26 protein-coding genes and 1 pseudogene are annotated in these 25,541 nt (G+C 66.2%); 10 read left to right on the forward strand and 17 right to left on the reverse strand.

What is annotated here, in order from left to right; all coding sequences use genetic code 11:
- Positions 1 to 3: 3 nt before the first annotated feature.
- Positions 4 to 528, forward strand: coding sequence for a pyridoxamine 5'-phosphate oxidase family protein (locus tag ACMVY4_RS15695; RefSeq protein WP_416896941.1), 525 nt, complete (start codon positions 4 to 6; stop codon positions 526 to 528).
- Here the strand turns inward: ACMVY4_RS15695 and ACMVY4_RS15700 are convergent, their stop codons facing one another.
- The 8 genes from ACMVY4_RS15700 to speB all read right to left on the reverse strand — a co-directional run bounded on the left by ACMVY4_RS15700 (position 529) and on the right by speB (position 5,642).
- A complete protein-coding gene (locus tag ACMVY4_RS15700) occupies positions 529 to 981 on the reverse strand; it encodes a pyridoxamine 5'-phosphate oxidase family protein (protein WP_416896942.1) in 453 nt (150 codons plus the stop codon). It lies immediately after the preceding gene.
- A 187-nt stretch (positions 982 to 1,168) separates the two neighbouring features.
- A complete protein-coding gene (locus ACMVY4_RS15705) occupies positions 1,169 to 1,444 on the reverse strand; it encodes a hypothetical protein (RefSeq protein WP_416896943.1) in 276 nt (91 codons plus the stop codon).
- Entirely contained in the window at positions 1,396 to 2,160 is a 765-nt protein-coding gene (locus ACMVY4_RS15710) for a ChaN family lipoprotein (protein ID WP_416896944.1), read from the reverse strand. The genes ACMVY4_RS15705 and ACMVY4_RS15710 overlap by 49 nt, the downstream gene beginning before the upstream one ends.
- Positions 2,161 to 2,721 carry a tetratricopeptide repeat protein gene (locus ACMVY4_RS15715; RefSeq protein ID WP_416896945.1) on the reverse strand — a complete coding sequence of 187 codons (561 nt, stop codon included), beginning with the start codon at positions 2,719 to 2,721 and terminating at the stop codon, positions 2,161 to 2,163.
- Positions 2,718 to 2,906: a DUF3012 domain-containing protein gene (locus ACMVY4_RS15720; RefSeq protein WP_416896946.1), complete on the reverse strand. Its 189-nt coding sequence runs from the start codon at positions 2,904 to 2,906 to the stop codon at positions 2,718 to 2,720. Before ACMVY4_RS15720 ends, ACMVY4_RS15715 begins: the two co-directional genes overlap by 4 nt.
- Positions 2,907 to 2,915: 9 nt before the next feature.
- The gene (locus ACMVY4_RS15725; protein WP_416896947.1) at positions 2,916 to 4,232 is read right to left on the reverse strand and encodes an MFS transporter; all 1,317 of its coding nucleotides are present in this window, start codon (positions 4,230 to 4,232) and stop codon (positions 2,916 to 2,918) included.
- A gap of 8 nt (positions 4,233 to 4,240) precedes the next feature.
- Positions 4,241 to 4,534, reverse strand: a complete 294-nt coding sequence (locus ACMVY4_RS15730; protein ID WP_416896948.1) for a ferritin — start codon at positions 4,532 to 4,534, stop codon at positions 4,241 to 4,243.
- Between the two features lie 91 nt (positions 4,535 to 4,625).
- On the reverse strand, positions 4,626 to 5,642 hold the full coding sequence (gene speB / locus ACMVY4_RS15735) for an agmatinase (protein ID WP_416896949.1): 1,017 nt from the start codon (positions 5,640 to 5,642) through the stop codon (positions 4,626 to 4,628).
- Positions 5,643 to 5,804: 162 nt separating this feature from the next.
- Between speB and ACMVY4_RS15740 the strand changes: the two genes are divergently transcribed.
- A complete protein-coding gene (locus ACMVY4_RS15740) occupies positions 5,805 to 7,334 on the forward strand; it encodes an AAA family ATPase (protein WP_416896950.1) in 1,530 nt (509 codons plus the stop codon).
- On the opposite strand, the gene ACMVY4_RS15745 is transcribed toward ACMVY4_RS15740, so the two are convergent.
- Together ACMVY4_RS15745 and ACMVY4_RS15750 are read right to left on the reverse strand one after the other, a co-directional pair.
- Positions 7,331 to 8,488 carry an acetate/propionate family kinase gene (locus tag ACMVY4_RS15745; protein ID WP_416896951.1) on the reverse strand — a complete coding sequence of 386 codons (1,158 nt, stop codon included), beginning with the start codon at positions 8,486 to 8,488 and terminating at the stop codon, positions 7,331 to 7,333. The genes ACMVY4_RS15740 and ACMVY4_RS15745 overlap by 4 nt on opposite strands.
- Complete coding sequence (locus ACMVY4_RS15750) at positions 8,485 to 9,420, reverse strand: bifunctional enoyl-CoA hydratase/phosphate acetyltransferase (protein ID WP_416896952.1); 936 nt, start codon at positions 9,418 to 9,420, stop codon at positions 8,485 to 8,487. Before ACMVY4_RS15750 ends, ACMVY4_RS15745 begins: the two co-directional genes overlap by 4 nt.
- 183 nt (positions 9,421 to 9,603) lie before the next feature.
- Between ACMVY4_RS15750 and ACMVY4_RS15755 the strand changes: the two genes are divergently transcribed.
- The 7 genes and pseudogenes from ACMVY4_RS15755 to ACMVY4_RS15785 all read left to right on the forward strand — a co-directional run bounded on the left by ACMVY4_RS15755 (position 9,604) and on the right by ACMVY4_RS15785 (position 17,278).
- Positions 9,604 to 10,332, forward strand: a complete 729-nt coding sequence (locus tag ACMVY4_RS15755; protein ID WP_416896953.1) for a hypothetical protein — start codon at positions 9,604 to 9,606, stop codon at positions 10,330 to 10,332.
- 101 nt (positions 10,333 to 10,433) lie between these two features.
- The gene (locus ACMVY4_RS15760) at positions 10,434 to 11,144 is read left to right on the forward strand and encodes a hypothetical protein (RefSeq protein ID WP_416896954.1); all 711 of its coding nucleotides are present in this window, start codon (positions 10,434 to 10,436) and stop codon (positions 11,142 to 11,144) included.
- A 2-nt stretch (positions 11,145 to 11,146) separates the two neighbouring features.
- Entirely contained in the window at positions 11,147 to 12,340 is a 1,194-nt protein-coding gene (locus ACMVY4_RS15765; protein ID WP_416896955.1) for a M48 family metalloprotease, read from the forward strand.
- Between the two features lie 2 nt (positions 12,341 to 12,342).
- The gene (locus tag ACMVY4_RS15770; protein ID WP_416896956.1) at positions 12,343 to 12,951 is read left to right on the forward strand and encodes a hypothetical protein; all 609 of its coding nucleotides are present in this window, start codon (positions 12,343 to 12,345) and stop codon (positions 12,949 to 12,951) included.
- A gap of 161 nt (positions 12,952 to 13,112) precedes the next feature.
- On the forward strand, positions 13,113 to 13,595 hold the full coding sequence (locus ACMVY4_RS15775) for a PAS domain-containing protein (protein ID WP_416896957.1): 483 nt from the start codon (positions 13,113 to 13,115) through the stop codon (positions 13,593 to 13,595).
- 77 nt (positions 13,596 to 13,672) lie between these two features.
- A complete protein-coding gene (gene ettA, locus ACMVY4_RS15780; protein ID WP_416896958.1) occupies positions 13,673 to 15,352 on the forward strand; it encodes an energy-dependent translational throttle protein EttA in 1,680 nt (559 codons plus the stop codon).
- 122 nt (positions 15,353 to 15,474) lie between these two features.
- Positions 15,475 to 17,278, forward strand: a pseudogene (locus ACMVY4_RS15785) (ATP-binding cassette domain-containing protein).
- Here ACMVY4_RS15785 and ACMVY4_RS15790 read toward each other — a convergent pair.
- Positions 17,275 to 17,892, reverse strand: coding sequence for a trimeric intracellular cation channel family protein (locus ACMVY4_RS15790; RefSeq protein WP_416896959.1), 618 nt, complete (start codon positions 17,890 to 17,892; stop codon positions 17,275 to 17,277). The pseudogene ACMVY4_RS15785 and the gene ACMVY4_RS15790 overlap by 4 nt on opposite strands.
- A 39-nt stretch (positions 17,893 to 17,931) precedes the next feature.
- The gene (gene scpA / locus ACMVY4_RS15795) at positions 17,932 to 20,088 is read right to left on the reverse strand and encodes a methylmalonyl-CoA mutase (RefSeq protein ID WP_416896960.1); all 2,157 of its coding nucleotides are present in this window, start codon (positions 20,086 to 20,088) and stop codon (positions 17,932 to 17,934) included.
- A gap of 309 nt (positions 20,089 to 20,397) precedes the next feature.
- Between scpA and ACMVY4_RS15800 the strand changes: the two genes are divergently transcribed.
- Complete coding sequence (locus ACMVY4_RS15800; protein WP_416896961.1) at positions 20,398 to 20,712, forward strand: hypothetical protein; 315 nt, start codon at positions 20,398 to 20,400, stop codon at positions 20,710 to 20,712.
- Between the two features lie 73 nt (positions 20,713 to 20,785).
- Here ACMVY4_RS15800 and ACMVY4_RS15805 read toward each other — a convergent pair whose 3' ends face one another.
- The 5 genes from ACMVY4_RS15805 to ACMVY4_RS15825 are packed head-to-tail and all read right to left on the reverse strand — an operon-like array spanning position 20,786 to position 25,539.
- Entirely contained in the window at positions 20,786 to 21,280 is a 495-nt protein-coding gene (locus tag ACMVY4_RS15805) for a hypothetical protein (protein WP_416896962.1), read from the reverse strand.
- The gene (locus ACMVY4_RS15810; protein ID WP_416896963.1) at positions 21,277 to 22,053 is read right to left on the reverse strand and encodes a hypothetical protein; all 777 of its coding nucleotides are present in this window, start codon (positions 22,051 to 22,053) and stop codon (positions 21,277 to 21,279) included. The genes ACMVY4_RS15805 and ACMVY4_RS15810 overlap by 4 nt, the downstream gene beginning before the upstream one ends.
- Before the next feature lie 12 nt (positions 22,054 to 22,065).
- Positions 22,066 to 23,613, reverse strand: coding sequence for an SUMF1/EgtB/PvdO family nonheme iron enzyme (locus tag ACMVY4_RS15815; RefSeq protein WP_416896964.1), 1,548 nt, complete (start codon positions 23,611 to 23,613; stop codon positions 22,066 to 22,068).
- Positions 23,594 to 24,826 (reverse strand): FtsX-like permease family protein, encoded by a 1,233-nt coding sequence (locus ACMVY4_RS15820; protein ID WP_416896965.1) that lies wholly within the window; start codon positions 24,824 to 24,826, stop codon positions 23,594 to 23,596. The genes ACMVY4_RS15815 and ACMVY4_RS15820 overlap by 20 nt, the downstream gene beginning before the upstream one ends.
- The gene (locus ACMVY4_RS15825) at positions 24,823 to 25,539 is read right to left on the reverse strand and encodes an ABC transporter ATP-binding protein (RefSeq protein WP_416896966.1); all 717 of its coding nucleotides are present in this window, start codon (positions 25,537 to 25,539) and stop codon (positions 24,823 to 24,825) included. The genes ACMVY4_RS15820 and ACMVY4_RS15825 overlap by 4 nt, the downstream gene beginning before the upstream one ends.
- Positions 25,540 to 25,541: the final 2 nt, after the last annotated feature.

Genomic DNA, 25,541 nt, shown 5'->3' on the forward strand with positions numbered 1-25,541 from the left:
GCCATGCCGCGCCTGAACCGTGACGAACGCGAGGCCTTCCTGACCGAAAAGCGGGTCGTCATGCGGATCGCGGTCGTGCGTCAGGACGGCAGCCCGCTGGTCACGCCACTCTGGTTCCTCTACCGGGACGGAACGATCTGGTTCACGCCGCGCGAGCGCTCGGAATGGTTCGCCTGCCTTCGGCACGATCCGCGGGCAGCGCTCTGTATCGACGAACAGCCGCTGCCCTACCGCAAGGTGATGGTCGAGGGCGTCGCCGAACTGGTTCACGATGTCGGCGAGGACGACGCCTGGCGCGACCTGTATCGCGAAATGGCTAGGAAATACGTCCCGGCGAAGGATGCCGACGCCTATGTCGACAACACCATCGACGAGCGGCGCGGGCTTTTCCGGATGGTGCTGGCGGACTGCAAGGTGCGCAGCTGGCGGCTGCCGGTCGGCGACGAGCCCGGCGAAGGCATCTGGCATTCACGCTATTATCAGGACGAGAACACCAGCTTCGACACGCGGACGCCCGACAAGGCCTGATCAGTCCGCGGCGAAGGCGCCCCGCATCCGTTCGCGGTAGTCCCAGCTCATCATCTTCTCCGGCCTGATCCGGATCGCGACCTCGTCCGCGTCGCGGCCCAGTAGCCAGGTCGCGAAATCATGGGTCAGATCGCCGCCATAGCGCTGGTAGAGCTCCTTCAGAAGGCCGTCGCCGCCGGGTTCGAAGCTGACCGTCCCCTGCCCGCGCACGCCGAAATAGGGCGGCTCGTCGCGCGCGATCTCGAAACCGCAGGCCGGGTTCTTCCTGAGCGCCCTGACCAGGGCCGCCTTCTCGGACGACGCGCACCACAGGCAGTCATCCCGCCAGATGTACCAGACCGACAGCACCATCACGCCATCGCCGGAGCCTCGGACGCCAAGCCGCACAGGCAGTCGCTCGCCTGCGAGATGGGCATCGATGTCGGGCTTCGACCACGGTCCCGTCAGTTTCATCTGTCTCGCTCCTTCTTCTTCTGTTCTTATGCAACGCATGAGATGCGGACTCATTTTCGCCCTTGCACTCGGGTTGATTGCCGCTGCCTGCGCCAGCCCCGCGCCGGAAGATGCGGATGCAGGTGGCCAGGAAAAATCCGAGTGCGGCGGTAACTACGTTCTGGGTGGCCCGACGGTTCGCTGCTGATCACTCGGACGGCGGACTGAAGCGCTTGCGCAGTTCCTCGCAACGATCAGGCGTCTCGACCCTGTCCGTGAAGATCACCGCATCGAACTGGCGGTCATTGTCGAAATAGGCGGCCGGATCGGTCTCGCCCGGATAGGCCTCGACGATGCCGATTGCGTAAGTCCCGGTCTCCGGTCTCAGGTAGATGGGTACGCCGCGATCCGCCCTGGCGTGACCGTTACCCGAAATCAGCACGGCGCCATCGCCCGTATCGGCTTCCAGAAGCGCCGCAGCCATCGACGCATCCCGCGCGCCCTCTGCACCCGCGCCATCGGCCCCAGCATCGCATCCGGCATGAAGCCGCAATGGCTTTCGACCAGATCGGCGTTGAGCGCAGCCTCTTCTGCGTCGCCCCAGCCTGCAGCGCCGATCAGCGCCTCGGCGGTTGGATCGTTGAGCGCGGCGTAGCCTTCGCGCGACACCGCCCGCACGGTGGTCCGGTCGATATTGCCCGGATACTGCGTCAGACCGGCCTCGATCGCAGCCTCGGCAATGGGCTGGTAGTTCGGCCAGGCTGGCCAGCCGCTCCGGTCCCAGCCGATGGCGGGCCCCATCCCGTCGGCCGTAGCGTCTTCGGATGAGAGATAACCATCCAGCGCTCTCTGCTGACTGAAATCGATCATCTCCCAGACCACGGCCGGCGACCGCCCGGAGACGGTCAGCGCCCGGATCAGCATGGCCTGAAGCTGGTGATGGCCGGGATTGTCGTGCTTCTCGCCCAGCATGACGAACCGCGCAGAGGCGGCCCGGCGAACCAGTTCGTCCCAGGTGATGTTCGCCTGCTCCGCCGGCGACCAGACCGTGCCGATGAGCGGATGCTCGGCCTCGCCGGCAACCGTCAGCGGCGACAAGCCACTGCCGGTCCGGGGCTCCGCGCCGACGGCGGGCGTCTGGCAGGAGGCCAGCGCAACACAGGCGACGGCGGCCAGCATGGCCTGACGCATCCGGATCATTCAGTTCACTCCCGGCCTGTCGGTCTCGAGCTGGTTCAGCAAGGCGCGCATCTGCGCCATATGGGGATTGATCTCCAGAGCGCGAGCCAGAACCAGCCGCGCGGTGCCGCCGTCGCCATGGCGCAAGCAGATCTGCGCAAACCCGGCCAGCGCCCCGAAATGCCGCGGCTCACGCGTCAGCGTTTCGGCGATGTCATCGAGGCTTTCCCGGTCCCGCCCCTGCAGGAAGCGCAAGGTCGCCCGCTTGTTCCAGGGTTCCGCCCATGACGGGCAGAGTTCGATCAGGCCGTCGAGGACCTTGCCGCCGGTATCGTCGTCCCGTCGGGCAATCAGGGTGATTGCCCGCTCCATCACCGCGGTGGCGTCCGCGTCGACATGCCGGTGCCACGCCGCCCATATCAGATCCTCGATCTGATAGGCCGGATCCGCGGAAACCGGGTCCCGGATTTCCTCGAACAGCCGGGCAAGATGCGGATCGTCGGGCGGCGACGGCGGATTCAGCGCCGTCTCGAGCGCGCGGTGGATCGCGGCGTGGACCTCCGCCGCGCCGCCGACGCTCATTCCTGCTTGCCGGTCAGCGCGTCGATCAGGCAGTGCTTGGTGAAGTCCGAGGTTTCGTTGATCGTCCAGTCGCCCTTCGGCTTCTCCTGCATCTCCGCGCACCAGTCCTTGCTGCCCACCTCAGGTTCGCAGGCCGCAAGTACCGGCAGTAGCAGGGCAAGCCCGATCGGAACCGCTCGTTTCATCTTCTCACCTCAATCGTCGCCATCATCAGCCTGTACCTCTTTCAGCCCGAACGCCAGAACCGACGCGAGGGCGCACATCGCCGCGAAGATCAGCAGCACGACAAGGGTCCCGAGCGCCGAAGCGACAAATCCCAGTCCCGATGTCGCGAGCAGCAGAACGCCGATGATGGTGTTGGAAAGCGCCGTGTAGGCGGCCCGGCTGTCCTTGTCGGCCATGTCCGTCAGATGTGTCGACCGGGCCAGACGGACGCCCTGATACCCGAGTACCAGCACGAACAGCAGACCCGGCAGCAGGATGGCATTGCCCGAGAGGTCCGCCGCCTCGACGCCGGCTGCGGCCAGCAGCGTCAGCGCGCCAAGCGCACCGGCCGCGATCAGCGTCTTGCGGCTGGAGCGGTCGGAGAGCCGGCCCCAGACATAGCCGCCGAAGATCGCCGCCAGCGACGACGCGACGACGAAGAATCCCAGATCGCCGAGGCTTCGGGACGCCGCCTGTCCGCTCAACGTCAGCAGATAGGGCGGCGCCAGCGCCGTCGGCACCAGAAGGCCGCGCACGGCGATGAAGAGGCGGAGTTGCGGGTCGGCGCCAAGCAGGCCGAACTGCTGCACGGCGACACCGAAAGCGTTGCCGCCGCCGCCCGTCGAGCCGGGCTCTTCCAACAGTGTCGTGAACACCGCGGCGGCGAACAGCCAGAGACCGCAGGCGACGCCCAGGGCGATGGCGATGGTCCAGACTTCCAGCGGCAGAAGGCCCAGACCGATCAGCACGCCGAAGGCGAGCACGCCGATCGCGGCGGCGCTGCCGGCCGTGCCGGTTGCGGTGCCCCGCGTCGACTTGGACACGGTCTTGCCGAGTACGTCCTTGTGGCTGACCGAGCACACGCTGCGCCCGATGGCGAAGAGTGCAACCAGAGCCACGATGATCCATCCGGCGGTCTCGCCCTCCATCGTGGCAGCCGTCAGGGCCACACCGGCGGCGCACAACCCTTGTACGGCCGATCCCGCGGCCCAGGCCCATTTGCGTTGCGGCATGGACCGGATCCAGGCGGCCGTGAAGAGTTGCGGCAGCAGGGCGCCGGCCTCCCGGAGCGGCACCAGCGCGCCGGTCAGATAGACGGGCGCGCCGATGGCGTTCATCAGCCAGGTCAGCACCAGCTTGGGATCGAACAGGCCGTCGCCCAGCTTTGTCGCGCTGAGCGAGACCACATGCTTCATGAAGTTGCGAGGCTGCTCGTTGCAGGCGCTTTCCGGAATATCCCGGCACACCCGACCCTCGTCGTCATTGGTCAGCAACGCATAGGCGCGACCGACGGCCGTGTCGGACATGCCCTGTCCTAGTGGTCGTGGCCGGCGATGTCGCCGTCGGTGTACACGAACTCCTTCAGCATGCCGGCGAAGTCGTCATTGTTGCGGCGCATCCACTCGATGACCATGCAGGCGTGCTCCATTTCCTCCCGCATGTTGTGGAGCAGGATCTCCTTCAGGTCGGCATCCTCGCAGTCGTCGGCGCGCTGCTGGTACCAGTCGACCGCCTCCATTTCCTCCATCAGCGAGACGATCGCGTGATGCATGTGCAGGGTCTTCTTGCTCAGCCGCTCCCGCGGCGCGTGCAGGTTGTCGCTCGCCATGATTCGTTCCCCATGTTGGCTGGCCATCGAATACGTAGAAAGATGACCGACGGTTCTACAAACCCGGACCGGACAAAATGGCGCAGCGCGATCAGCCTTTGCGGCCGGCCATCGCCGTCAGGATCTCGAACAGCATCTGTCCGCCGGTCAGCGCGGTGTTGGTCGTCGCGTCGTATTGCGGCGCCACCTCGACCACGTCGCCACCGATGATGTCCAGGCCGTCGAGTCCGCGCAGGATCGCCTGCGCCTCGCGCGGTGTCAGACCGCCCACTTCCGGCGTGCCGGTGCCCGGTGCGTAGGCCGGATCCAGCCCGTCCACATCGAAGGTGACGTAGACGGGGCCGTCGCCGATGACTTCCCGCGCCTTCGCCACCACCGCATCGGTGCCCATACGGGTCACGTCCTCGATGTGAAGCACTGTCATCCCGGAATCGTAGGAAAACTCCCAGATCATCTCCGACGAGCCCCGGATGCCGATCTGGATCGACCGTTCGGGGTCGAGCACGCCGTCAAGTACCGCCTGGCGGAACGGGCCGCCATGGTGGAACTTGGAGTAGTCGTATTCGCCGCCCGTGTCGCAATGGGCATCGATATGGACCATGCCGAGCGGCCGGTCCGTGCCGAGCGCCCGCATGACCGGGTAGGTGATCGAATGATCGCCGCCGACCGAGAGGGGCCGGACGCCCTCCGGGATCGTCCGGTAATAGGTCTCGATGTCCTGCATGCACATTTCCAGGCTGAAGCGGCTGCGGAACGGCACGTCGCCGACATCCGCCACCTTCATCTCGGCGAAGGGCGCGCGCTTCAGTTCATGGTGGTAGGGCCCGATCCGCTCGATGTCGCGCAGGGCCCTGGGGCCGAAGCGCGCGCCGGGCCGGTTGGTGACGCCGAGATCCATCGGCACGCCGATCAGCGCGACATCGAGACCCTCGAACCCTTCCTGCATCGGCGCGTCCAGCAGCGTCGGAATGCCCGAATAGGGCGGCTTGCGGCGCTGCGGATCCGAGAAGACGAGGTCGATGACCTTCTTCAGGGCCGGATCGTGCACCTCGCCGCCCAGCGCGTTGGCGTACTTGTCGCGAAGACGTTGCAGCTTCTCGGCATCCATGACGGGCTCCCTGCTGGCTGACGGCGTCCGGCAGCATGTCGGCTGGGCGTCCGGTTTTCCAGTATGTCGACCGGCCGGCGCGTCAAACTGTCTGTCCCGCACCGCATCCCATGGGCCGGCGTCTGATGTACCCTCGCACCGGCAGAACTGGAGACGGCGGACATGGCCGAAGGTGAAGCGGCGCAGCGTGAAATCGTCGAATTCCTGTCTGACCCCGCGACCCATGACGGCGCGGAGGTCTGCACGATCGAAACCCATGCCTCACGCATCTTCCTGGCCGGAAACATGGCCTACAAGCTGAAGAAAGCCGTGACCTACCCGTATCTCGACTATGGCGATGCCGGGAAGCGACGGCATTTCTGCGAGGAGGAAATCCGCATCAACCGCCGCACCGCCCCGGCGCTCTACAACGATCTGCTCGCGGTGACGCGGGAAGCGGACAGCAGGCTGGCTCTCGGCGGCGAGGGCGAAGCCATCGACTGGCTGGTGCCGATGCGGCGCTTCGACAATGACTGCCTGCTCGACCGAATCGCCGGCCGCGGTGAGATGGACGATCTGCTCTGCCGCGATGTCGCCGACGCGATCTTCGCCTTTCACGGGGCCGAACCTGCCGTCGTGCAGGACGAACCGGTCGCAGCGGTCCGCCGGACGGCGACCGGCATCAGCGAGGAACTGAGACGGCATGGCGCCGACGTCTTCGACATGGACCTCGCCTCCAGGGTGACGGCGGCGTGGGACAGCCTGCTGAAGCGGCATGACGGCCTGATCGAGGCTCGCGCGCGCGGCGGCAATGTGCGGCACCTCCACGGCGACCTGCATCTCAGGAACATCGTGGTGATCGAAGGACGGCCCACCCTGTTCGACGCCATCGAGTTCGATCCGGAAATCGCCGAGATCGACACGCTCTACGATCTTGCCTTCCTGATCATGGACCTCCTGCATCGCGATCACCGGGACAACGCAAACCGCGTCCTGAACCGCTACCTCGGCCTGTCCGAGGACTATGAGGGCCTGCCGCTTCTCGCGCTCTTTGTCTCACTCCGGGCCGGTATCCGTGCCCACACCACCGCATCCCAGTCCGGCGAGGAGAACCGCAGGGAAGCCCGCGCGTATCTCGAACTTGCTGACGCGGTGCTTGCCCCGGCCCGGCCCCGGCTCATCTGCGTGGGCGGCGCCAGCGGCAGCGGCAAGTCGACGGCGGCTGCGGCAGTGGCACCGGATCTTGGCGGGCCGGCTGGCGCCATCATCCTGCGCAGCGACGTCGTCCGGAAGCGGATCTACGGCATGCATCCGGAAGAACCTCTCCCCGAAAAGGCATACCGTTCAGAGGTTTCCGAGAAAGTCTTCAACCGGCTGGCCACGATGTCCAGTGCGGTCATCGACGCCGGCCTGCCGGTCATTGCCGACGCCGTGTTCGGTAGCGAGAAGAACGCCGCGCCCTTCCGCGAGCTGGCCCGGAAGAGCGGGATCCCGCTGGAGGGGTTCTGGCTCACTGCACCCGAGGAAGTCCTGTTGCGGCGCGTCCGCAGCCGGACGAATGACGCATCGGATGCGGATGAGACCGTGCTTCGACGGCAACTGCGCGGCGTCAACTCACCCGCCGGCTGGGCATCCGTCGATGCCTCGGGATCGCCAGAAGACTCGGCACGAGGCCTTTCGGTCGCCCTGGAGATTGCCGGTCAGAAGGACTAGACGAACGCCGCCGCATATCGCGCGAGCATCAGTTCCTCGTCGGTCGGCAGGCGCAGGACAGTCACAGCGCTGTCCGGCGTGCTCAAGACCTCGGCATTGTCGTCATTTGCGTGGCCGTCGATCCGGATGCCGAAGAGACCGAGGCGGGCGCAGACATTCGCCCGAACCGGCGGCTGGTGCTCGCCTATGCCGGCCGTGAAGACGAGACCGTCCAGCCCGCCCAGAGCCACAGCGAGCCCCCCGATCTCGCGCGCCACCCGGTGACAGAAATAGTCGACCGCAAAAGCCGCTTCATCCGTCTCCGAGTCCAGAAGCCGGCGCATGTCGCCGCTGATGCCGGAAAGGCCCTTCAGCCCGCTGTCGCGGTAGAAGGCCTGCTCGATCCGGTCCAGATCCATCCCCTCCCGTGCAAGGTGGAAGACCACGCCGGGATCGATCTGGCCGGTGCGGGTACTCATGGGCAGGCCGTCGAGCGCCGTGAATCCCATCGTGGTCTCGATGCTGCGTCCGTTTTCCATGGCGCACAGGCTCGCGCCCGAACCCAGATGCGCAACGATGACCCGTCCCGCAGCAAGGTCCGGACGGCTGCGCCGCAACTCGCCGGCGATGAAGTCGTAGGAAAGGCCGTGGAAGCCGTACCGGCGGATGCCCCGCTCGGTCATCTCGCGCGGCAAGGCGTAGACCTCGGCGACCCGCGGATGGTTCCGGTGGAAGGCTGTATCGAAACAGGCGATCTGCGGCACGCCGGGAAAGGCCACAGCCAGCCCGCGGATCCCGGCGAGATTGTGGGGTTGATGAAGGGGCGCGAGGTGCGACAGCGCCTCGAGCCTTGCCATGGTCCCGCCGCTCACCTCGACCGGACGATCCAGTTCCCCGCCACCGTGGACGACACGGTGGCTGCAGGCCGCAACGGTCCAGCCGGACATTCGGTCGGCGATCAGCGCCGCAATCTCGGCGAAGTGGTCGGCGTAGCTCCGCTCTCCAAGGAGATGCGTCTCCTCGCCTTCAGAACCGCGCCAGACCAGCCGGCAACCCGCCGTTCCGACGCCGTCGACCAACCCGCCGGCCAGACGTTCCAGCCCCGCCCTCTCGAACAGCGCGAACTTGATGGAGGACGAGCCGGCGTTCAGGGCCAGAATGGCCGCACCGCTCACGCCTTCAGATCCGCGGCCAGAGAGGCTTCCCGCGCCCGGGCGATCAGAACCGCGATGGCGGCCGACGCGAGGCGGGCCGCCGGGCCATCGGCGCGGCTGGTGAGAACAACCGGCACCCGCGCGCCCATCACGACCCCGGCGGCCTGTGCCCCGGCAAGGAAGGTGAGTTGCTTGGCGATCATGTTGCCCGCTTCCATGTCCGGGGCGACCAGGATGTCGGCGTGCCCGGCGACAGGCGAGCGGATCCCCTTGGTTTCCGCGGCTTCCACGCTGAGGGCGTTGTCGATGGCCAGCGGGCCGTCCAGCAAACCTCCGGTGATCTGGCCGCGGTCGGCCATCTTGCAGAGCGCCGCCGCCTCGATGGTTGACGGGATACGCGGCGTGACCGTCTCGACCGCCGAGAGGATCGCAACCTTCGGCGTCTCGATCCCGAGAGCACGGACACAGTCGATGGCGTTCCGGACGATGTCGGCCTTGGTCAGCAGGTCGGGCTGGATATTGATGGCGGCGTCGGTGACGAAGAAGAGATGCGGCTGCTTCGGGATCTCCAGGGCGAAGACGTGGCTGAGACGCCGCTCCGTCCGGAGACCGGATTCCTTCACCAGGATCTCGTGCATCAGTTCGTCGGTATGCAGGCTGCCCTTCATCAGCGCCTGCGCGCGGCCCGTTCGGACAAGTTCGACCGCCTTCGCCGCCGATTCATGGCTGTGCGCGGTATCGACACGCTCGATTGCGGTCAGATCTGCGCCAGTCTCGGCTGCAAGGGCGTCGATGCGGTGCTGCGGTCCGACCAGGATCGGGACAATCAGGCCACGAGCCCCCGCCTCCAGCGCCCCTTCCAGTGCCGAGACACTGCAGGGATGAACCACAGCGGTCGGTATCGCAGCGCCGCCGGCCGCGCGATCGATCAGGGTCTGGAAACTGTCACTCATGCGCCGCCGCCCATGCTGGTCTGGTTGAATCCAATCTGCCCGGTTTGAGGGACAGGTGTGTTGCGCTGGATCAATTCTGACAGCCATGCGGCGGCAGACACGAAAAAATGCGCGGCCGTACGTTGGCGATCCGCCTGCCCCGCCCTACTGTTCAGCGATGCGCAGCGTTACGGGACTGTTGAGATGAAGCCATCGGGGTCGGCCTGCCGCCTGATCGCGATTTTCGCGGCATGTGTCCTGTCCGCCTGCCAGACGACCGGTCCGGGCAACAGCGTGCAGTCTCCCGCCACGGCGCCGACATATGGCGGCATCGTCGATGAAGGCACCACGCCGCTGATCGCCGGCCAGCCGAGCGGGGAAAAGTTCATCACCGGAGCCGACTACGCCGCCACCATGCGGGACCTCGATCCCCAACTGGCCCGCGCGGCCAATCTGATGGTCGTGACCCGCGGCCTGAAACGCAGCTGCAGCGAAGAGGAAATCGCCGAAAGCAGCGGTTTCGGGCGTTTTCTCGATCAGGCCGACCGGCTGTTCGCCCGGGTCTTCGCCCAGGCCTTCACCATGGAATCGCGGCGGCTCGAGGCCGCCGGAAAGCCGCAAAGGCCCGCAGCCATCGGTCTCATTCTGAGCACGACGGCCATGGCCGACACTTCCGACGAGATCGTCGGCATCTCGCGTGAGCTGGAAAAGAAACTGGGCGAAGAGGCCCGGCTGCTCAGCGACGCCGACCGGCTGACGCTCGGCTGCGCCCTTCTCAGCCGGACCAGCGAAAGGCGGGCCATCACGAGACGCATCTCGACCCCGCTGCTTGAATACTTCGTGATGATGAAGCACGGGCATCCCGACATCTACAACGCCATCGACAATCACGAAGAGATCCTCGACGGCGGGCGAACGCTCTCCCAGATCTGATTTCCCCCGAATACGCCCCGAAGGCGTGGACACCGCCGGTCCGCTGGTCAAGACTGTGCACGCAATGAGGGAAAAGCGTCCTCCGGGACGCGGAGGGGCACATGACACGAATCCTTGTGCGGCTGGCCGTCGTCTTCGGCCTTCTTCTGATGGCTGCCTGCGTCACACAGGGCCAGACGCATGCCGATGGCGTCCGCTTCACGCCCGGCGAGACCCGGGTCGCATTGATGCCGCTCGACGTCAGCCTGTTCCAGCTGACTGCCGGCGGCGTTCTGGAACCACGGGCCGACTGGACCGAGCAGGCCGAAGCGCATGTCGCCGCGGCGGTGATGCAGGTGAACAGCAGCCGCGGCCTTCGTCTCATCGATTTCGACGACTCGAAGCTCGCCCCCGCCGAGCAAGTGCGAATGGGCCAGGTCATCAAGCTGCATCGCGTCGTCGGCGGCGAAATCCTGATTCAACAGCGGGTTCCAGCGCTTCGTCCACCGTCGAAGGAAGGCACGTTCGACTGGTCCATTGGCCCTCACGCCCGGGCGGTGAAGGCCCAGACCGGCGCCGACTACGGACTGTTCGTCTACCTGAAGGACAGCTACTCCACCGGCGGACGCGTGGCGCTGAACATCGTGACCGCCGTCCTTTTCGGCACGACCGTCGGCGGCGGCCAGCAGATCGGCTACGCCTCGCTGGTCAATCTGGAGACCGGCCAGATCGTCTGGTTCGGTTCCCTGGCACGCGGCGCGGGCGACCTGAGAACACCGGAATCGGCGCAGGAAGCCGTCGATTCCCTGTTCACCACGCTGCCCGAAGGCTGACCGTGAACCTGACCCGCCGGCAGATGCTGCATGGCGCCTGCGGGTGCCTTGCGGCGGCGGCGACCGGCTGCGTCTCGACGGAATCGAGCCGCCCGCTGCCTGACAGCAACTACACGCCGACGTCCCAGTCGCTGGAAGGCGGCCTGTGGCGGATGTTCGAGGATATCGAGGAGGAAGTCCGCTATTCCCCGGCCCGCGTCACCGAGCCGAAACTGAACACCTACCTGACCGGACTGGCCTGCGACCTCGCCGGCGATCATTGCCGCAATCTGCGCGTCTACGTGATGGAGACACCGCACTTCAACGCGACCATGGCCCCGAACGGCATGATGCAGATCTGGACCGGACTGCTGCTCCGCTGCCGCAACGAGGCTGAACTGGCGGCCGTGATCGGACACGAGATCGGCCACTACACCCGCCGTCACAGCCTTCAGCGGTACGAGTTGCTGAGCAATCAGGCCTCTATCGCCGCCTTCTTCGGCGTCGCACTGGCCGGTGTTGGCGGAGGCGCCTTCGCCAGCCTGCCGACCCTGATCGCCGTCGCGAACTTCCTTGCCTACAGCCGGGAGCAGGAACGCGAGGCCGACAGCATCGGCCTGGAGCTCATGTCGAAGGCTGGATACGCGCCCATTGCCGCCTCCCAGATCTGGCGCGGCCTGGTGCAGGAAGTCGATGCCGGGCTGGACAGCGATGAGAAAGAGGACCGGCGTCAGCGGGAGGCTGTCTGGACGGCGACACACCCGACAAAGGACGAACGCATTGCGGCGCTGGAGCGTCAGGCCCGGTTGATGGGCATTACGTCGGGAGGCGATTTCCGCACCGAGTCCTATCTGGCTGCTGTCCGACCGCACCGCGACGAGATGATGGAGGCCGAACTGAGCCTGCATCAGTACGACCGTACGCTTGTGCTGATCGACCGGCTCGCCGCGGCCTATCCCGACGATGCCTCGGTCAGCTACTACCGGGGCGAAGTCAACCGACGCCGCAACGCTGCCGGCGACGATCTGAGAGCTTCGAACGCCTACGGCGCGGCCCTCGAAAAGGATCCGGAACATGCGCGAAGCTGGCGCGGCCTGGGCCTCGTTCACCGCCGCGGCGGCCGCCACGAGAAGGCCCGCGACGCGTTCCGCAATTACCTGAGGCTGGATCCCGCCGCCTCGGACCACTTGATGATCCAGTCCTACCTGGGAGCCTGACCATGACCCCGATCCGCCGCCTGCTCTTGCCGCTTCTGCTGCTGGCGCTCGCCTCGTGCACCACCTATTCGGCCATCAACACGGGCGACCGCCACGAGATGGGCGACGGCATGTCGGTGCAGGTGATCGGGGAGTGGTCGGCAATCAACGCCGCCGCCGTCGGTCTTCGCGATGCCGATGCGATGTGGACCGTCGACGGTCTGTCCCTGAACCGGCTGGTCTTCTACGGCGGTCTGGAGGACGGAGAGCACTTCGTGAGCACCGGGCAGGAGGATCAGGACCGCACGCGGCCGGTCTTCCGCTCCACAATGTCGGAAACCGCGGTGATGGAGCTTGTCGAAGCCAGTTTCGCCAAGTCCCGGGGCGTCGTCCGCGCCGAGGCCAGCCGGCTCAGGCCGCATCCCTTCCTCGGCCGGAACGGCTTCGCGTTCGAGGTCGATCTGATCAACAGCGAACAGGTCGAACTGCGCACCCATGTCACCGGCGCCGTGGTGGGCGGGAAGCTCTACCTCATCTACTTCGCGGCGCCGAAGCTCCATTTCTTCGACAAGGACAGCGCGACCGTGAACGCCATCATCAACAGCGCCAGACTGGTCGCCACTGACGCCTGAGCGGCGCGCCCCGCTGCGCGACCGCCATCATGTCGCTTCCGGCACAAAAGCGGTATTCTGGCCGAAAGAGAATCCAGAACCCGGCAGGATGAATGTCAGGAAACGAGAGCCAGATAAGCGGCTGGTCCGCCTACAGGGGCGCCCTCAGGCCAGGGCGTGCGGTGATCCGCCGCGCAGCCGTCGAAACCGTGGACGATCTGGAAGAGGCAAGCGAACTGATCCGCGAGGGACACGCGTTCTGGGACGCGCTGCGGGGGACGCGCCCCTGGCCGGCCAGGACGGATCTGGATCCACTTGATGTGCCGCGTCATCTGCTGCCCCACATGCTGATGATCGACGTGGAGCGCGGTCCCCCGCGCCGCTTCCGATGGCGTCTGATCGGCACTCACATCACCTCGGTGATGCAGCGGGATTCCACCGGCCGGTATTTCGACGAACTCTACAGCGCCTCGGAATTCGAGCGGGTCACCATCGGCCCCCTGACCGTGTTCGAGACCGGCCGCGCCTGTCACAACATCACACGCGCACCCAGCAGCGAACGGGCCTTCATCCAGATGGAGGCGATCGACATGCCCTTCTCGCGGACCGGCGAGGAGATGGACATGATCCTGGCCTTTGCCGTCGCCACCGAGGGACGCTTCTGACGGCGATTGAAGCCGCCCGGACCATGAGCTAAAACGCGGCCTCTTCCACGCAACTCTCGGGACGGAGCCGGCGCGACATGGCCAACTACCAGTACGTCTACACCATGCAGGGGCTGAACAAGACCTGGCCCGGCGGCAAGACGGTGCTGAAGGACATCCACCTCAGCTTCCTGCCCGGCGCCAAGATCGGCGTCCTGGGCCAGAACGGCGCGGGCAAGTCCACGTTGCTGCAGATCATGGCCGGCGACATCACCGAGTTCAACGGTGAGGCCTGGGCCGCCGAGGGCATCAAGGTCGGCTATCTCCGCCAGGAGCCGCAGCTCGACGAGAGCAAGGACGTGCTCGCTAACGTCATGGATGGCGTTGCCGCGAAGAAGGCGATCCTGGACCGCTACAACGAGGTCTCCATGAAGTTCGCCGAGCCCATGGAAGACGACGAGATGAACGCCCTGATCGAGGAACAGGGCAAGCTGCAGGAAGAGATCGACGCGCAGAATCTCTGGGACCTCGACCGCGAGGTCGATGTCGCGATGGACGCGCTGCGCTGCCCGCCGGGCGACTGGTCTGTCGAGAAGCTTTCAGGCGGCGAGCGCCGCCGCGTCGCTCTCGCCCGCCTGCTGCTGTCGCGCCCCGACATGCTGCTGCTCGACGAACCGACCAACCATCTGGACGCCGAAAGTGTGCTGTGGCTGGAGCGGTTCCTGGACGACTATCCGGGCACCGTCGTGGCCGTGACCCATGACCGCTACTTCCTGGACAATGTCGCCGGCTGGATCCTCGAGCTCGACCGCGGCAAGGGCATCCCCTACCAGGGCAACTATTCCGGCTGGCTGGTGCAGAAGGAAAAGCGGCTGAGGCAGGAATCCCGCGAGGAGGCCTCCCGCCAGAAGACGCTGGCACGCGAGCTGGAATGGATCCAGCAGAGCCCCCGCGCCCGCCAGACCAAGTCGAAGGCCCGTATCACCGCTTACGAGGAACTGCTTTCGGCCGACACCGAAAAGCAGCGCTCGGAAATGCAGATCTACATCCCGCCGGGACCGCGCCTGGGCGGCAACGTCATCGAGTTCGAGAACGTCTCCAAGGCCTTCGGCGAGAAACTGCTGATCGACGATTTCACGGCCAAGATCCCCCCGGGCGCGATCGTCGGCATCATCGGTCCCAACGGCGCCGGCAAGACCACGATGTTCCGCATGATTACCGGTCAGGAACAGCCCGACAGCGGCACGGTGAAGATCGGAGAGACCGTGAAGCTCGGCTATGTCGACCAGAGCCGTGACGCGCTCGACCCGAAGAAGAATGTCTGGGAGGAGATCTCGGACGGCCTCGACGTGATCGAACTCGGCAAGCGCTCCATGCAGTCGCGCGCCTATGTCGGTTCCTTCAACTTCAAGGGCGGCGACCAGCAGAAGAAGGTCGGTCAGCTTTCGGGCGGTGAGCGGAACCGCGTGCATCTGGCGAAGACCCTGCGCTCGGGCGCCAACGTGCTGCTGCTGGACGAACCGACCAACGATCTGGACGTGGAAACCCTGCGCGCGCTGGAAGAGGCGCTGGAGACCTTCGCCGGCTGCGCGCTGGTCATCTCGCATGACCGCTTCTTCCTCGACCGCATCGCGACCCACATCCTCGCCTTCGAGGGCGACAGCCATGTCGAATGGTTCGAGGGCAATTTCGAGGACTACGAAGCCGACCGCAAACGCCGCCTGGGCGACGAGGCCGACCAGCCCCTCCGGATCAAGTACAAGAAGCTCGTGGGCTGACCGCCACCTTCCGGTGTCACCCCCGCTTCATGCGGGGGTCCGGTGCGGCTTCGCCGCAGGTCTGGTGGTTGGACCGGATGCCCGCATGAAGCGGGCATGACAAGCAGCGCAAGGCAGACACGATGCCCCCCATCCTCCATCTTCGCGACGTCCATCTGACCTTCGGCGGCAAGCCGTTGCTGGACGGGGCCGAACTGGCTGTCGAGCCGGGCGAGCGGGTGGCGCTGGTCGGCCGGCAACGGGTCGGGCAAGTCGACCCTTCTGAAGATCGTGGCGGGCACCGTCGATGCCGACAGTGCCGACATCTTCCGCCAGCCCGGCGTCACCACCCGCTACCTGCCGCAGGAGCCGGACCTTTCCGGCCACACGACGGTTCTGGACTTCGTCATGGCCGGCCTTGCCCCCGGCGACGACGAACACCGGGCCAGCTATCTGCTCCAGCAACTGGGTCTGGACGGCGACGCCGACCCGGCGCCCCTCTCCGGCGGCGAGGCCCGCCGCGCGGCTCTGGCGCGGGCCCTCGCCCCCTCGCCCGACATCCTGCTGCTTGACGAGCCGACCAACCATCTGGATCTGCCGGCCATCGAATGGCTGGAAGGCGAACTGAAAACGTCCGGCGCGGCCATGGTGATCATCAGCCATGACCGGCGCTTCCTGCAGAACCTGACGGCCTCGACGGTCTGGCTCGACCGCGGCCGCACGCGGAAGCTGGACCGCGGATTTGCCCATTTCGAGGAATGGCGCGACGCCGTGATCGAGGCCGAGGAGGTCGAACTGCACAAGCTCGACCGGAAGATCGCCGCCGAGACCGAATGGCTGCACAAGGGCGTCACGGCGCGGCGCAAACGCAACATGGGCCGTCTGAGGGCGCTGCACGACCTGAAGTCGGAGCGCCGCAACTTCGACCGCGCCCAGGGCACGGTTCAGATGGACGCCGCGGAGGCACAGGCCTCCGGCAAGCTGGTGCTGGAGGCCAAGAACATCACCAAGGCCTTCGGCGGCCCGCCGGTGGTGAAGGACTTCAGTCTCCGTATCCTTCGCGGCGACCGGATCGGCATTGTCGGCCCGAACGGCGCCGGCAAGACCACCCTGCTGAAACTGTTGCTGGGCGACCTCGAGCCGGACGAGGGATCGGTCCGTATCGGCACGAAACTGGAGACGGCGACGCTTGACCAGCGGCGCGAGAGCCTCGATCCGAAGCAGTCGCTGGGCGATGCGCTGACCGGCGGCGGCGGCGACCAGGTGATGGTCGGCGACAAGCCGCGCCACGTCATCGGCTACATGAAGGACTTCCTGTTCGATCCGAAGCAGCGTCCGACCGCGATCTCGGCGCTGTCGGGCGGCGAGCGCGGACGTCTGATGCTGGCCCGCGCTCTCGCCCGGCCCTCCAATCTGCTCGTGCTCGACGAACCGACCAACGATCTCGACATCGAGACGCTGGACCTGCTGCAGGAACAGCTCGCCGACTATCAGGGCACGATCCTGCTGGTCAGCCACGACCGCGACTTCATCGACCGCGTCGTCTCCACGACGGTGGCCTTCGAGGGCGAAGGACGCTGGCAGGTCTATGCCGGCGGCTACACCGACATGCAGCGCCAGCGCACCGGCAAGGAGCGCGACGAGGCGAAACCGACGAAGGACGAGAAGAAGGCCGCGCCGAAGCCGAAACCCGCGTCGGGCGGCAATGCCGGCAAGCTCAGCTACAAGCAGAAATATGCACTGGAGACCCTGCCGAAGGAGATCGCAAAGCTGGAAGAGGCCATCGGGATACTGCAGTCCGAACTCGAAGACCCGAAGCTCTTCACCCGCGACCCGTCGCGCTTCCAGCAGATCACTCAGCAACTCGAAGCGGCCACCGTCCGCCATTCGGAAGCCGAGACCGAGTGGCTGGAACTGGAGATGCTGAGGGAAGAGATCGAGAGTTAGGCGCCCGGATCCTTCGCGTTCGCCACCACGACGATGCGCGAAACCGCAATCGCGAGGAAGGCGACGATGACGCCGATCTCGTCATTGACGTACATCGACAGAGCGACGTAGAGCGCCCCGCCGGCCAGCGACAGCGTGGCGTAGATGTCCTTGCGCAGGACGATCGGCGTCATGCCCGACAGGACATCGCGGAACATGCCGCCGGCAATGCCGGTGACGCAACCCAGCACGACGGCGAAATGCGGCGCGATGCCGTGGACCAGGGCGACCTTGATGCCGACCAGGGTGAACAGCGCCAGTCCGATAGCGTCGAGATAGGCCAGAATTCGGAGACGCCGCCCGCCTCCGGCCTTGAGCCGGCGTGCCGCAAAGAAGGACAGCAGGGACACCGGCACGGCGGTCGTCAGGTAGGTCGCGTCCTGCAGCCAGAAGACCGGCGTGGCGCCAATCAGGAGATCACGGATCGTGCCGCCGCCGACAGCCGTCGTGACCGACAGGAAGATCGAACCGATGGGGTCGAACTCGCAGCGGACGGCCTGCACGGCCGCCGACGCAGCCATGACCGCGGTCGCCAGCACGGTCAGGACCAGAACGAGATTGTCGACGGTCAACACGGTCGCGCCCTCCCCTGACGGGCGGAACCCGTCTCGCGGCTATTCCGCGGCGGCGGGCTGGCGCGACTTCTTGATCAGGTCGAGGATCTCCGCCGCGGCCGCAGGGATATGCGTGCCGGGGCCGTAGATGCCGGCAACGCCCTGCTGGCGCAGCATGTCGTAGTCGCCCGACGGGATGACGCCGCCGCAGATCACCAGGATGTCGTCCGCGTCCTGCTCCTTCAGCGCCTGCATCAGCGCCGGCACAAGGGCCTTGTGACCGGCGGCGAGCGACGAGACGCCGATGACATGGACATCGTTCTCGACCGCGTCCCGGGCGACCTCTTCCGGCGTCTGGAACAGCGGGCCCACATCGACGTCGAAGCCGATATCGGCGAAGGCCGTGGCGATCACCTTGGCGCCGCGGTCGTGGCCGTCCTGCCCCATCTTCACCACCAGCATGCGCGGCCGGCGGCCTTCGGCTTCGGCGAAGGTCTCGATATCCTTGCCGATCTTCTCGAAGCCCTTGTCGCCCTCATAGGCGGCGGCATAGACGCCCGAGACCGAACGAATCTCGGCGCGGTGACGGCTGAAGATCTTTTCCATGGCGTCCGACATCTCCCCGACGGTGGCGCGGGCCCGGGCGGCATCGACGCAGAGCGACAGCAGGTTGCCATTGCCGGCGGCGCCTTCGGTCAGCGCTTCCAGCGCCTTCTGGCAGGCCGCCTCGTCGCGGGTCGCGCGGATGTTCTTCAGCCGGCGGATCTGGGCCTCGCGCACCTTGGTGGTGTCGATATCCAGCACGTCCGGCGCGTTGTCCTGGGTCGGCTTGTACTTGTTGACGCCGACGATCACCTCCTCGCCGCGGTCGATGCGCGCCTGCTTGCGGGTGGCGGCCTCCTCGATCCTGAGCTTCGGCATGCCTTCGGCCACGGCCTTGGTCATGCCACCCATCTCCTCGACCTCTTCGATGATCTTCCAGGCGTCCTCGGCCAGCTGGTTGGTCAACGCCTCGACGTAATAGGAGCCGCCCAGCGGATCGACGACCTGCGGGATACCGGTCTCCTCCTGCAGCACCAGCTGGGTGTTGCGGGCGATGCGAGCCGAGAAGTCGGTCGGCAGGGCAATGGCTTCGTCCAGCGCGTTGGTATGCAGCGACTGCGTCCCGCCCAGCACCGCCGCCATGGCCTCGATGGTCGTGCGCATGACGTTGTTGTAGGGATCCTGCTCGGTCAGGCTGACGCCCGACGTCTGGCAGTGGGTCCGCAGCATGGTCGAACGCGGATCCTTCGGATCGAACTGGCTGACGATCCGGTGCCAGAGCAGGCGCGCGGCCCGCAGCTTGGCGACCTCCATGAAGAAGTTCATGCCGATGCAGAAGAAGAAGCTGAGCCGCGGCGCGAACTTGTCGATATCCAGACCGCGCTCCACAGCTGTCCGGACATACTCAAGACCGTCGGCCATTGTGAAGGCCAGTTCCTGCACCTGCGTCGCCCCGGCTTCCTGCATGTGATAGCCGGAAATGGAGATCGAGTTGAACCGCGGCATGTTCTCGGCCGTGTACTCGATGATGTCGGCGACGATCCGCATCGAGGGCTCGGGCGGATAGATGTAGGTGTTGCGGACCATGAACTCCTTCAGGATGTCGTTCTGGATGGTCCCGGCCAGCTTGTCCGGCGTCACGCCCTGTTCCTCGGCGGCGACGATGTAGCCGGCGAGGCAGGGCAGCACGGCGCCGTTCATGGTCATGGAGACCGACACCTGATCCAACGGGATCTCGTCGAACAGGATCTTCATGTCCTCGACGCTGTCGATCGCGACGCCGGCCTTGCCGACATCGCCCATGACACGCGGGTGGTCGCTGTCATAGCCGCGGTGGGTGGCCAGATCGAAGGCCACCGACAGGCCCTGCTGGCCGCCGGCGAGGTTGCGCTTGTAGAAGGCGTTGGACTCCTCGGCGGTGGAGAAGCCGGCATACTGGCGGATGGTCCACGGTCGGTTGGTGTACATCGTGGCACGGACGCCGCGGACATAGGGGGCGAAGCCGGGCATGCTGTCGATGTGGTCGAGACCTTCGATGTCAGCGGCCGTGTAGAGCGGCTTCACGTCGATGCCTTCGGGCGTCTTCCAGACGAGATCGTCGGCGCTGCGGCCTCGCATCTCCTTTTCCGCCGCTGCTTTCCAGTCCTCCAGCGTCTTCTTGTCCGTACCGCTCACGACCGTTCACCCGCTTCCTGTTTGATGTGCGTCACATATACCGCCGCGCGATGCGGCGCGCAAAGACGCGTTCTGGCGCGGTGCGTCACCCATTCCACTTGAACGGCGTGTCCGCGGTCACATTTTCACCGTGTGAAGTCACAGTCTGACTCTGACGGACCGAGATTTGCTCAATTTGCAACCCAGACGGGCCATCAGAGAAAGATTTGACCGAAATAGAAACTGGCACACCCCTTGCTTATGTGTCTGCGTGAGTGACAAAGCGTGCCGCCGGAGAGTGCGGCAAAGGGACAAAACAGGAGACCCCAAATGTACTATCTGCTCGTTGCTGCCGCCGTTTCCGTGACTGCCCCGACCGCCGACCACGGGCTGATCACCATCGAAGACAACGTCAAGCCGGCTCAGGGCCTGAGCGCCTACGACCTGCAGCGCATCAACTACAACGTGCGCAACTGGGAAGCCGAACTCGGCAGCGAGGCCACCGTGCACTTCGGCACCTTCGACGATCTGGAGGCTTGCAAGGCCGCCCGCGCCGATCTGCGCATCGCCATGCGCGAAGCCGGGACCTACGAGCAGATGCGCTCCAACTGCTACGAGAGCAAGGAGCAGGTCGCGAGCAACTGATCACGCGATCCCCGATACTTCAGCAAGAAGGGCGGTCCCGACGGGCCGCCCTTTTTCGTTGCCGTTACCTCGCTCAGTTGGACAAGGCGTCGATTTCCCGGTCCAGCGCCTGGGCCTGGCCCTGCAGCGAGTTGAGCTGGCTGCGAAGCTGACGGGCCTTCGCGGTATCGCCGGTGGCCTGGGCCGACAACATGCGCAGTTCCGCGTCCCGCACTTCGTTGTCCAGATCGCGGACACGGTCGCGCATCGCCTGTTCCTTCTCCCGCGTGATGCGGTTTTCGCGGCGCGCGCGCTCGATGGCCCGGTCCTGTTCGGCCAGCTGGTCGGTCAGCGCGGCAATCTGCTCTTCCTGCATCTGCCGCTCCTCGTCCAGCGCCTCCCGGTCGCTTTCCAGCCCCAGCGCGGCGTCCTGGGCGGCCTGCTGCCGCTGTTCGGCCTCCCGAACCCGGCGTTCGGGGCCGCCTGAAAGCGCATCCGCCTTCTGCTGCTGGTAGGTGGTGCACCCCTCCCCTGCGATCGCAAGTCCGATCAGGGCGGCAACCGCCGCCAGTCGATGTCGTCGTATCATCCGATCCTCACGGCCCTGTTGATGGCTTCAAGTTCGTTGCGTTCTCGTTCGAGGGCGGCAATCTGCTGGTTCATTTCGCCGATCTGCGCCTCCAGCTGGGCTGTGTTCTGGCCGCCGGCACGCAGTTCCCGGACAACTTCCTCATAGTTGTCACGCTCGTCGCGCAGGTTTTCCAGCGTGTCGTCCATGACGTCGATATTGGCTTCGAGCCGGTCCTTCTCCCGGCGCAGTTCGTCCTCGCGCGCTGCGTTGGCAGCCACCTTGATGCGCACCTCTTCGAGACGCTGACGGTTCTGGTCCACGACCCGCCGTGAGGAGTCCACGAGGCGACGGAGCTTCACGTTTTTCGCCTCGATCTCCTCGGTCACCAGATCGATCTCGCGGACCTGCTTTCGGGCGGCTTCCTGGCGCTTGGCGACCATGTAGCCGTCGATCGCGCCGATGGCGCCACCGACACCGGCCATGATGGCGCAACGGCCCAGCGCATTGCCGCCATTGTTGCCCAGCAAGGCGCCAAGGGCGCAGAGCCCGCCGGCTATGACCGCCCCGGTCGCGGCGCCACCGAAGACGGTCTCGTTGAAGACCTCCGCGTCCTCGCGCAGCGCGCGCTCCTCGGGCGTCAGATTGGGGTCGTCCGACGACGAGCCACCGAAATCGAACAGGCTGCCGCCGCCATCGGAATCCCCGGTCGTCTGGCAACCGCCGAGCAACACGGGAAAGGCAACCACGGCCACGGCCAGCACACGGGCGACCTTGCCTGCTGTTTCCGCCATGACACTTCTCCTCTACTGAAGGTTCCGTTCCGACAGCTCCTGCAGGGAGCTGAAGATATCACCACGGGCCGAGGTGCCCGACTTGCGCACCAGGCCGACGTGATCGACAACGCTGTCGGTCAGCGCGCGCAGATGCTCAAGACCGCGTTCGTCGTACTGGACTTTGAGCGCACCGGCCTGCGATTTCAGCGGCCCGTCGCCATAATCACCCGCAATGGTCGTGAGCCTGTCGAGATAGTATTGCAGGTTGAACTCGAGCACCTGTTGATCCTCGTTACGATTCTTTTCGTAGCGCTCGCGCCGCTCCGCATTCGACGTGCTCTCGACCAGGCGGCTCCATCGTTCGACGATGGCGATGTCCGTGGCCACCCGGCGGGCGGCGAAGATCGCGTTGGAGAGCAGTTCGCGCGCCGCACGGTCGCGTTGCTCGTTCCGGGTACGGATGCTCTCGGCAATGACCGCTGAAAGATTCTGGAGCCGCCGCTTCATTTCCTCCGACGGCGCGGCCTCGGCCAGCGCGCGGGCCTCCTGAACCGGATCGGCCTTCTCTTCGGCCAGGGCCGTTGCCGGCGCCGACGGATCTTCCTGCGGCAGTTTCTGCCAGTCCCGCTGCGCTTCCTCGATGCTTTCCCGCGTCGGCAAGGCCGGCGCGACCAGCACCAGGCGGAACCCGGCGGTCTCGGGCCTGCGAATGCCTTGCGCGTCGATGGGCGGGAACTCCTCGCGGTGACTGGTGCGGATATCCGTGGCGCGCGTGCGGAAGCTCCCGCCGCGCAGCGCGAAGCCGCCGGCGCGCCCGTGCAGGCGCGTGACCGCGTTGAGCCGGAACGGGTCGATGGTCATCTCGGCCGCATTGCCCAGCATGTCGTGAAGGCCAAGCGGGTTCGGCTTCAGCGTCCCGATCAGGTTGAGCTCCCGGTATGAGTTCCCGTCATGGATCACACGTTCGTCCAGTTCTGCCGCAGGAAAAGGCAGCCGGTCGGCAAATTCTGCCGGGCTGACCCTGCTGCCGCCGCGGGCCGCATACTCCCACTCCGCCTCTGTCGGCAACCGGAGGAAGCCGGGTGCCCCCTCCTCGGCCGGCAGCTTCTTCGGCGCATTCTTCAGCAGCCAGTCGGAATAGCGTTCGGCGAACAGGGCGGCTTCGGCCCACGTCAGCCGGGTTGCCGGCTTTTCGAGTTCGGTGTCGGCGGCATCCGGGCAATCGCCGTCGATGGCGGCGTACTGCATCGCCGAAACCTCGTACTTGCCGAGGAAATAGTGCCGCGCCGGTTCCCCGCCCTGCTCCGAGAAGGCGCCGGAGAGCCACGCATTGTGGCGGAACTCCGCATAGCCGCGATCCGGCTCCAGGGTGCCCAACGGAATTCGCTGGTCCTCCAGCATTCCGTCCCCGGGCACGCGGATCTTCCGGAACGTCATCGCGCCGCCGCAGGGCATGGGCAGCGTCAGGTCGCCATCCATCGGTGCGGGGTTGCTGCTCTCGGGCTTCCACTCCGCCAGAGCCGGAACGGCGGCAGTCAGGAGCACCGCAGCGAGCGCGCTACATGTCGCGTATCTCATTGCTCGGCTCCAGACGGTTGAAATGAAGGCCGATGAGCGCCGCCGGGGTCAGCGAGAAGAAAAGCACACCCGCTGCACCCACGGCCAATGCCGACCCTGTGATGCGGCAGGCCTGCCCCTCGGCCCCGAAGCTGCCGGCGAAGTAGCTGTTGATCCAGAGGGACGCGCCCCAGGCCAGAACACTCCCAAGCACGATGCCGCTTGCCGCCAGGAAGACTGCCTGGGTTACGGGAAAGCCGACGAGCCAGCTCCGCCCGTAGCCGATCAGGGCCAGCATCGCGACCGTGCGGCGCTTCCGGGCGGCCGCAGCCCACTGGATCGCCGCCAGGCTGCCGGCCAGCCCGACAACGCCCAGGATGATGATCGCATTCAGCACCGCGCCAATGTTGCGGTCCAGTTCGATGGCCGATCCGATGCGCACTTCCTGGGTGCTGACGCTGAGGTCCTGTTCGTTTCTGAGATAACGCGCCAGTCCTGACACATCCTCGATTGCCGAGGCGTAGAGACGGAAGCTCGGGAAAACATCGCTCTCCGGATGCGCCTCTCCGGCGGGCGCGCCCAGTTCCGGCGCAGCGTAACCGTCGCGGAAGCCTTCGATGGCGCGCAGCAGTTCGGGCCGGACGAACACGACCGTTCCGCCATGACGCACGGCTGCGGCCACGCCACGGACCGTGGCGTCGATGCCGGATGCTTCGATGCGGCCATCCGAACGGCGACGCTCCACATCCAGGAACAGTCGGTTTCCGACGGTCAAGCCGGTCTGTTCGGCAACCGCCGCAGTGATCAGAACATCGCTGATCGTATCTAGCCCCGGCGTCGCGCCGCCGAAGACCGGATCGCCGGGACCTGTCGGCGTCAGCGAAACCCGCAGAGGCCTCAGGTTGTCGCCTTCGGCCGGGGTGATATCGACCTGTGCCGCCGCGAAGCGCGTCGAGGGCATGACAAAGGCAACGTCGGGGCGCGCACGCATGGCCTCGAACCAGGCAGCGTCGAAGCGGCGCGCGCCGGTCGCGTCCAGGGTGATCCGCCGCATCGACGGATCCGCGCGGAGCCGGTCGAAGATCTCGCCCACAATGCCGGACTGCAATCCGCTCAGCACCAGCAACGGCGCAAGGACGGCGGCGATGGCAAGCGATACGGCGAACGCGACCGGCCATTCGTCGAAAAGATCGGCAGAGGCCAGGCGGCCGAGATGAACAGGGCTGAAGCTCATGCCGCCCGCCTGTCGACCGTCGAGGTCCGTGTCCCGGGATCGTGGTGGCACTCCACGGCCTCGAGACCGAATTCATCGGCCAGTTCACGGTCGTGCGTGACGACGATCAACGCAGCCCCTGCCCCGGTTGCCGCCTCGACCAGCAGGCGCATCACGTCTTCGGCGTTGGACTGGTCCAGAGAGGCAGTCGGCTCGTCGGCGAGAACGATGGGCGGCTCATGGGCCAGCGCCCGGACAACCGCCGCGCGTTGACGCTCGCCAATGGACACCTGGCGCGGTTTGCGGCGCATCAGATGGCCGATCCCCAACTGCTCCGCCAGTTTCTCCGCCGGTCCGCGCCCCGGGAGGCCGAGCAGCCGGCGTGAGAGCATGGCGTTCTCCGCGAGGGTGAGAAACGGCGCCAGTCCACCGGTCTGCAGGACGTAACCGAAGTGGCGCGCACGCAGGTTCGCCAGTGCGCTGCGTCCATCCTTCTGCCAGAGCGCCTGCACATCGATACTGCCGCCCTGCGCCGGGGACAGCTTCATTGCGGTTGCGGCATCCGGGCGAAGGGTAAGCGCCAGCAGGTCGAGGCAGGTGCTCTTGCCCGATCCGCTGGCACCAACGATGGCGAGGCGCTCGCCGGCACGGATACCGAAGGCCTCGACACGAAGCCGGAAACCGTCGCCCCGCCGGCGTTCGACCTGACGGAAATCGATCAGGGGGGCGGACATGG

Source organism: Minwuia sp. (assembly GCF_048007105.1).
Lineage (GTDB): Bacteria > Pseudomonadota > Alphaproteobacteria > Minwuiales > Minwuiaceae > Minwuia.

Bases quoted from the DNA above. Each gene is read 5' to 3' on its own strand.
- ACMVY4_RS15740 (WP_416896950.1), top strand. From the start codon at position 5,805: ATGGCCGAAGGTGAAGCGGCGCAGCGTGAAATCGTCGAATTCCTGTCT.
- ACMVY4_RS15820 (WP_416896965.1), bottom strand. From the start codon at position 24,826: ATGAGCTTCAGCCCTGTTCATCTCGGCCGCCTGGCCTCTGCCGATCTT.
- speB (WP_416896949.1), bottom strand. From the start codon at position 5,642: ATGGATGCCGAGAAGCTGCAACGTCTTCGCGACAAGTACGCCAACGCG.
- ACMVY4_RS15725 (WP_416896947.1), bottom strand. From the start codon at position 4,232: ATGTCCGACACGGCCGTCGGTCGCGCCTATGCGTTGCTGACCAATGAC.
- ettA (WP_416896958.1), top strand. From the start codon at position 13,673: ATGGCCAACTACCAGTACGTCTACACCATGCAGGGGCTGAACAAGACC.
- ACMVY4_RS15715 (WP_416896945.1), bottom strand. From the start codon at position 2,721: ATGAGCGTCGGCGGCGCGGCGGAGGTCCACGCCGCGATCCACCGCGCG.
- ACMVY4_RS15770 (WP_416896956.1), top strand. From the start codon at position 12,343: ATGACCCCGATCCGCCGCCTGCTCTTGCCGCTTCTGCTGCTGGCGCTC.
- ACMVY4_RS15755 (WP_416896953.1), top strand. From the start codon at position 9,604: ATGAAGCCATCGGGGTCGGCCTGCCGCCTGATCGCGATTTTCGCGGCA.
- ACMVY4_RS15800 (WP_416896961.1), top strand. From the start codon at position 20,398: ATGTACTATCTGCTCGTTGCTGCCGCCGTTTCCGTGACTGCCCCGACC.
- ACMVY4_RS15710 (WP_416896944.1), bottom strand. From the start codon at position 2,160: ATGATCCGGATGCGTCAGGCCATGCTGGCCGCCGTCGCCTGTGTTGCG.
- ACMVY4_RS15825 (WP_416896966.1), bottom strand. From the start codon at position 25,539: ATGTCCGCCCCCCTGATCGATTTCCGTCAGGTCGAACGCCGGCGGGGC.
- ACMVY4_RS15700 (WP_416896942.1), bottom strand. From the start codon at position 981: ATGAAACTGACGGGACCGTGGTCGAAGCCCGACATCGATGCCCATCTC.
- ACMVY4_RS15810 (WP_416896963.1), bottom strand. From the start codon at position 22,053: ATGGCGGAAACAGCAGGCAAGGTCGCCCGTGTGCTGGCCGTGGCCGTG.
- ACMVY4_RS15760 (WP_416896954.1), top strand. From the start codon at position 10,434: ATGACACGAATCCTTGTGCGGCTGGCCGTCGTCTTCGGCCTTCTTCTG.
- ACMVY4_RS15695 (WP_416896941.1), top strand. From the start codon at position 4: ATGCCGCGCCTGAACCGTGACGAACGCGAGGCCTTCCTGACCGAAAAG.
- ACMVY4_RS15750 (WP_416896952.1), bottom strand. From the start codon at position 9,420: ATGAGTGACAGTTTCCAGACCCTGATCGATCGCGCGGCCGGCGGCGCT.
- ACMVY4_RS15815 (WP_416896964.1), bottom strand. From the start codon at position 23,613: ATGAGATACGCGACATGTAGCGCGCTCGCTGCGGTGCTCCTGACTGCC.
- ACMVY4_RS15730 (WP_416896948.1), bottom strand. From the start codon at position 4,534: ATGGCGAGCGACAACCTGCACGCGCCGCGGGAGCGGCTGAGCAAGAAG.
- ACMVY4_RS15720 (WP_416896946.1), bottom strand. From the start codon at position 2,906: ATGAAACGAGCGGTTCCGATCGGGCTTGCCCTGCTACTGCCGGTACTT.
- ACMVY4_RS15805 (WP_416896962.1), bottom strand. From the start codon at position 21,280: ATGATACGACGACATCGACTGGCGGCGGTTGCCGCCCTGATCGGACTT.
- ACMVY4_RS15705 (WP_416896943.1), bottom strand. From the start codon at position 1,444: ATGGCTGCGGCGCTTCTGGAAGCCGATACGGGCGATGGCGCCGTGCTG.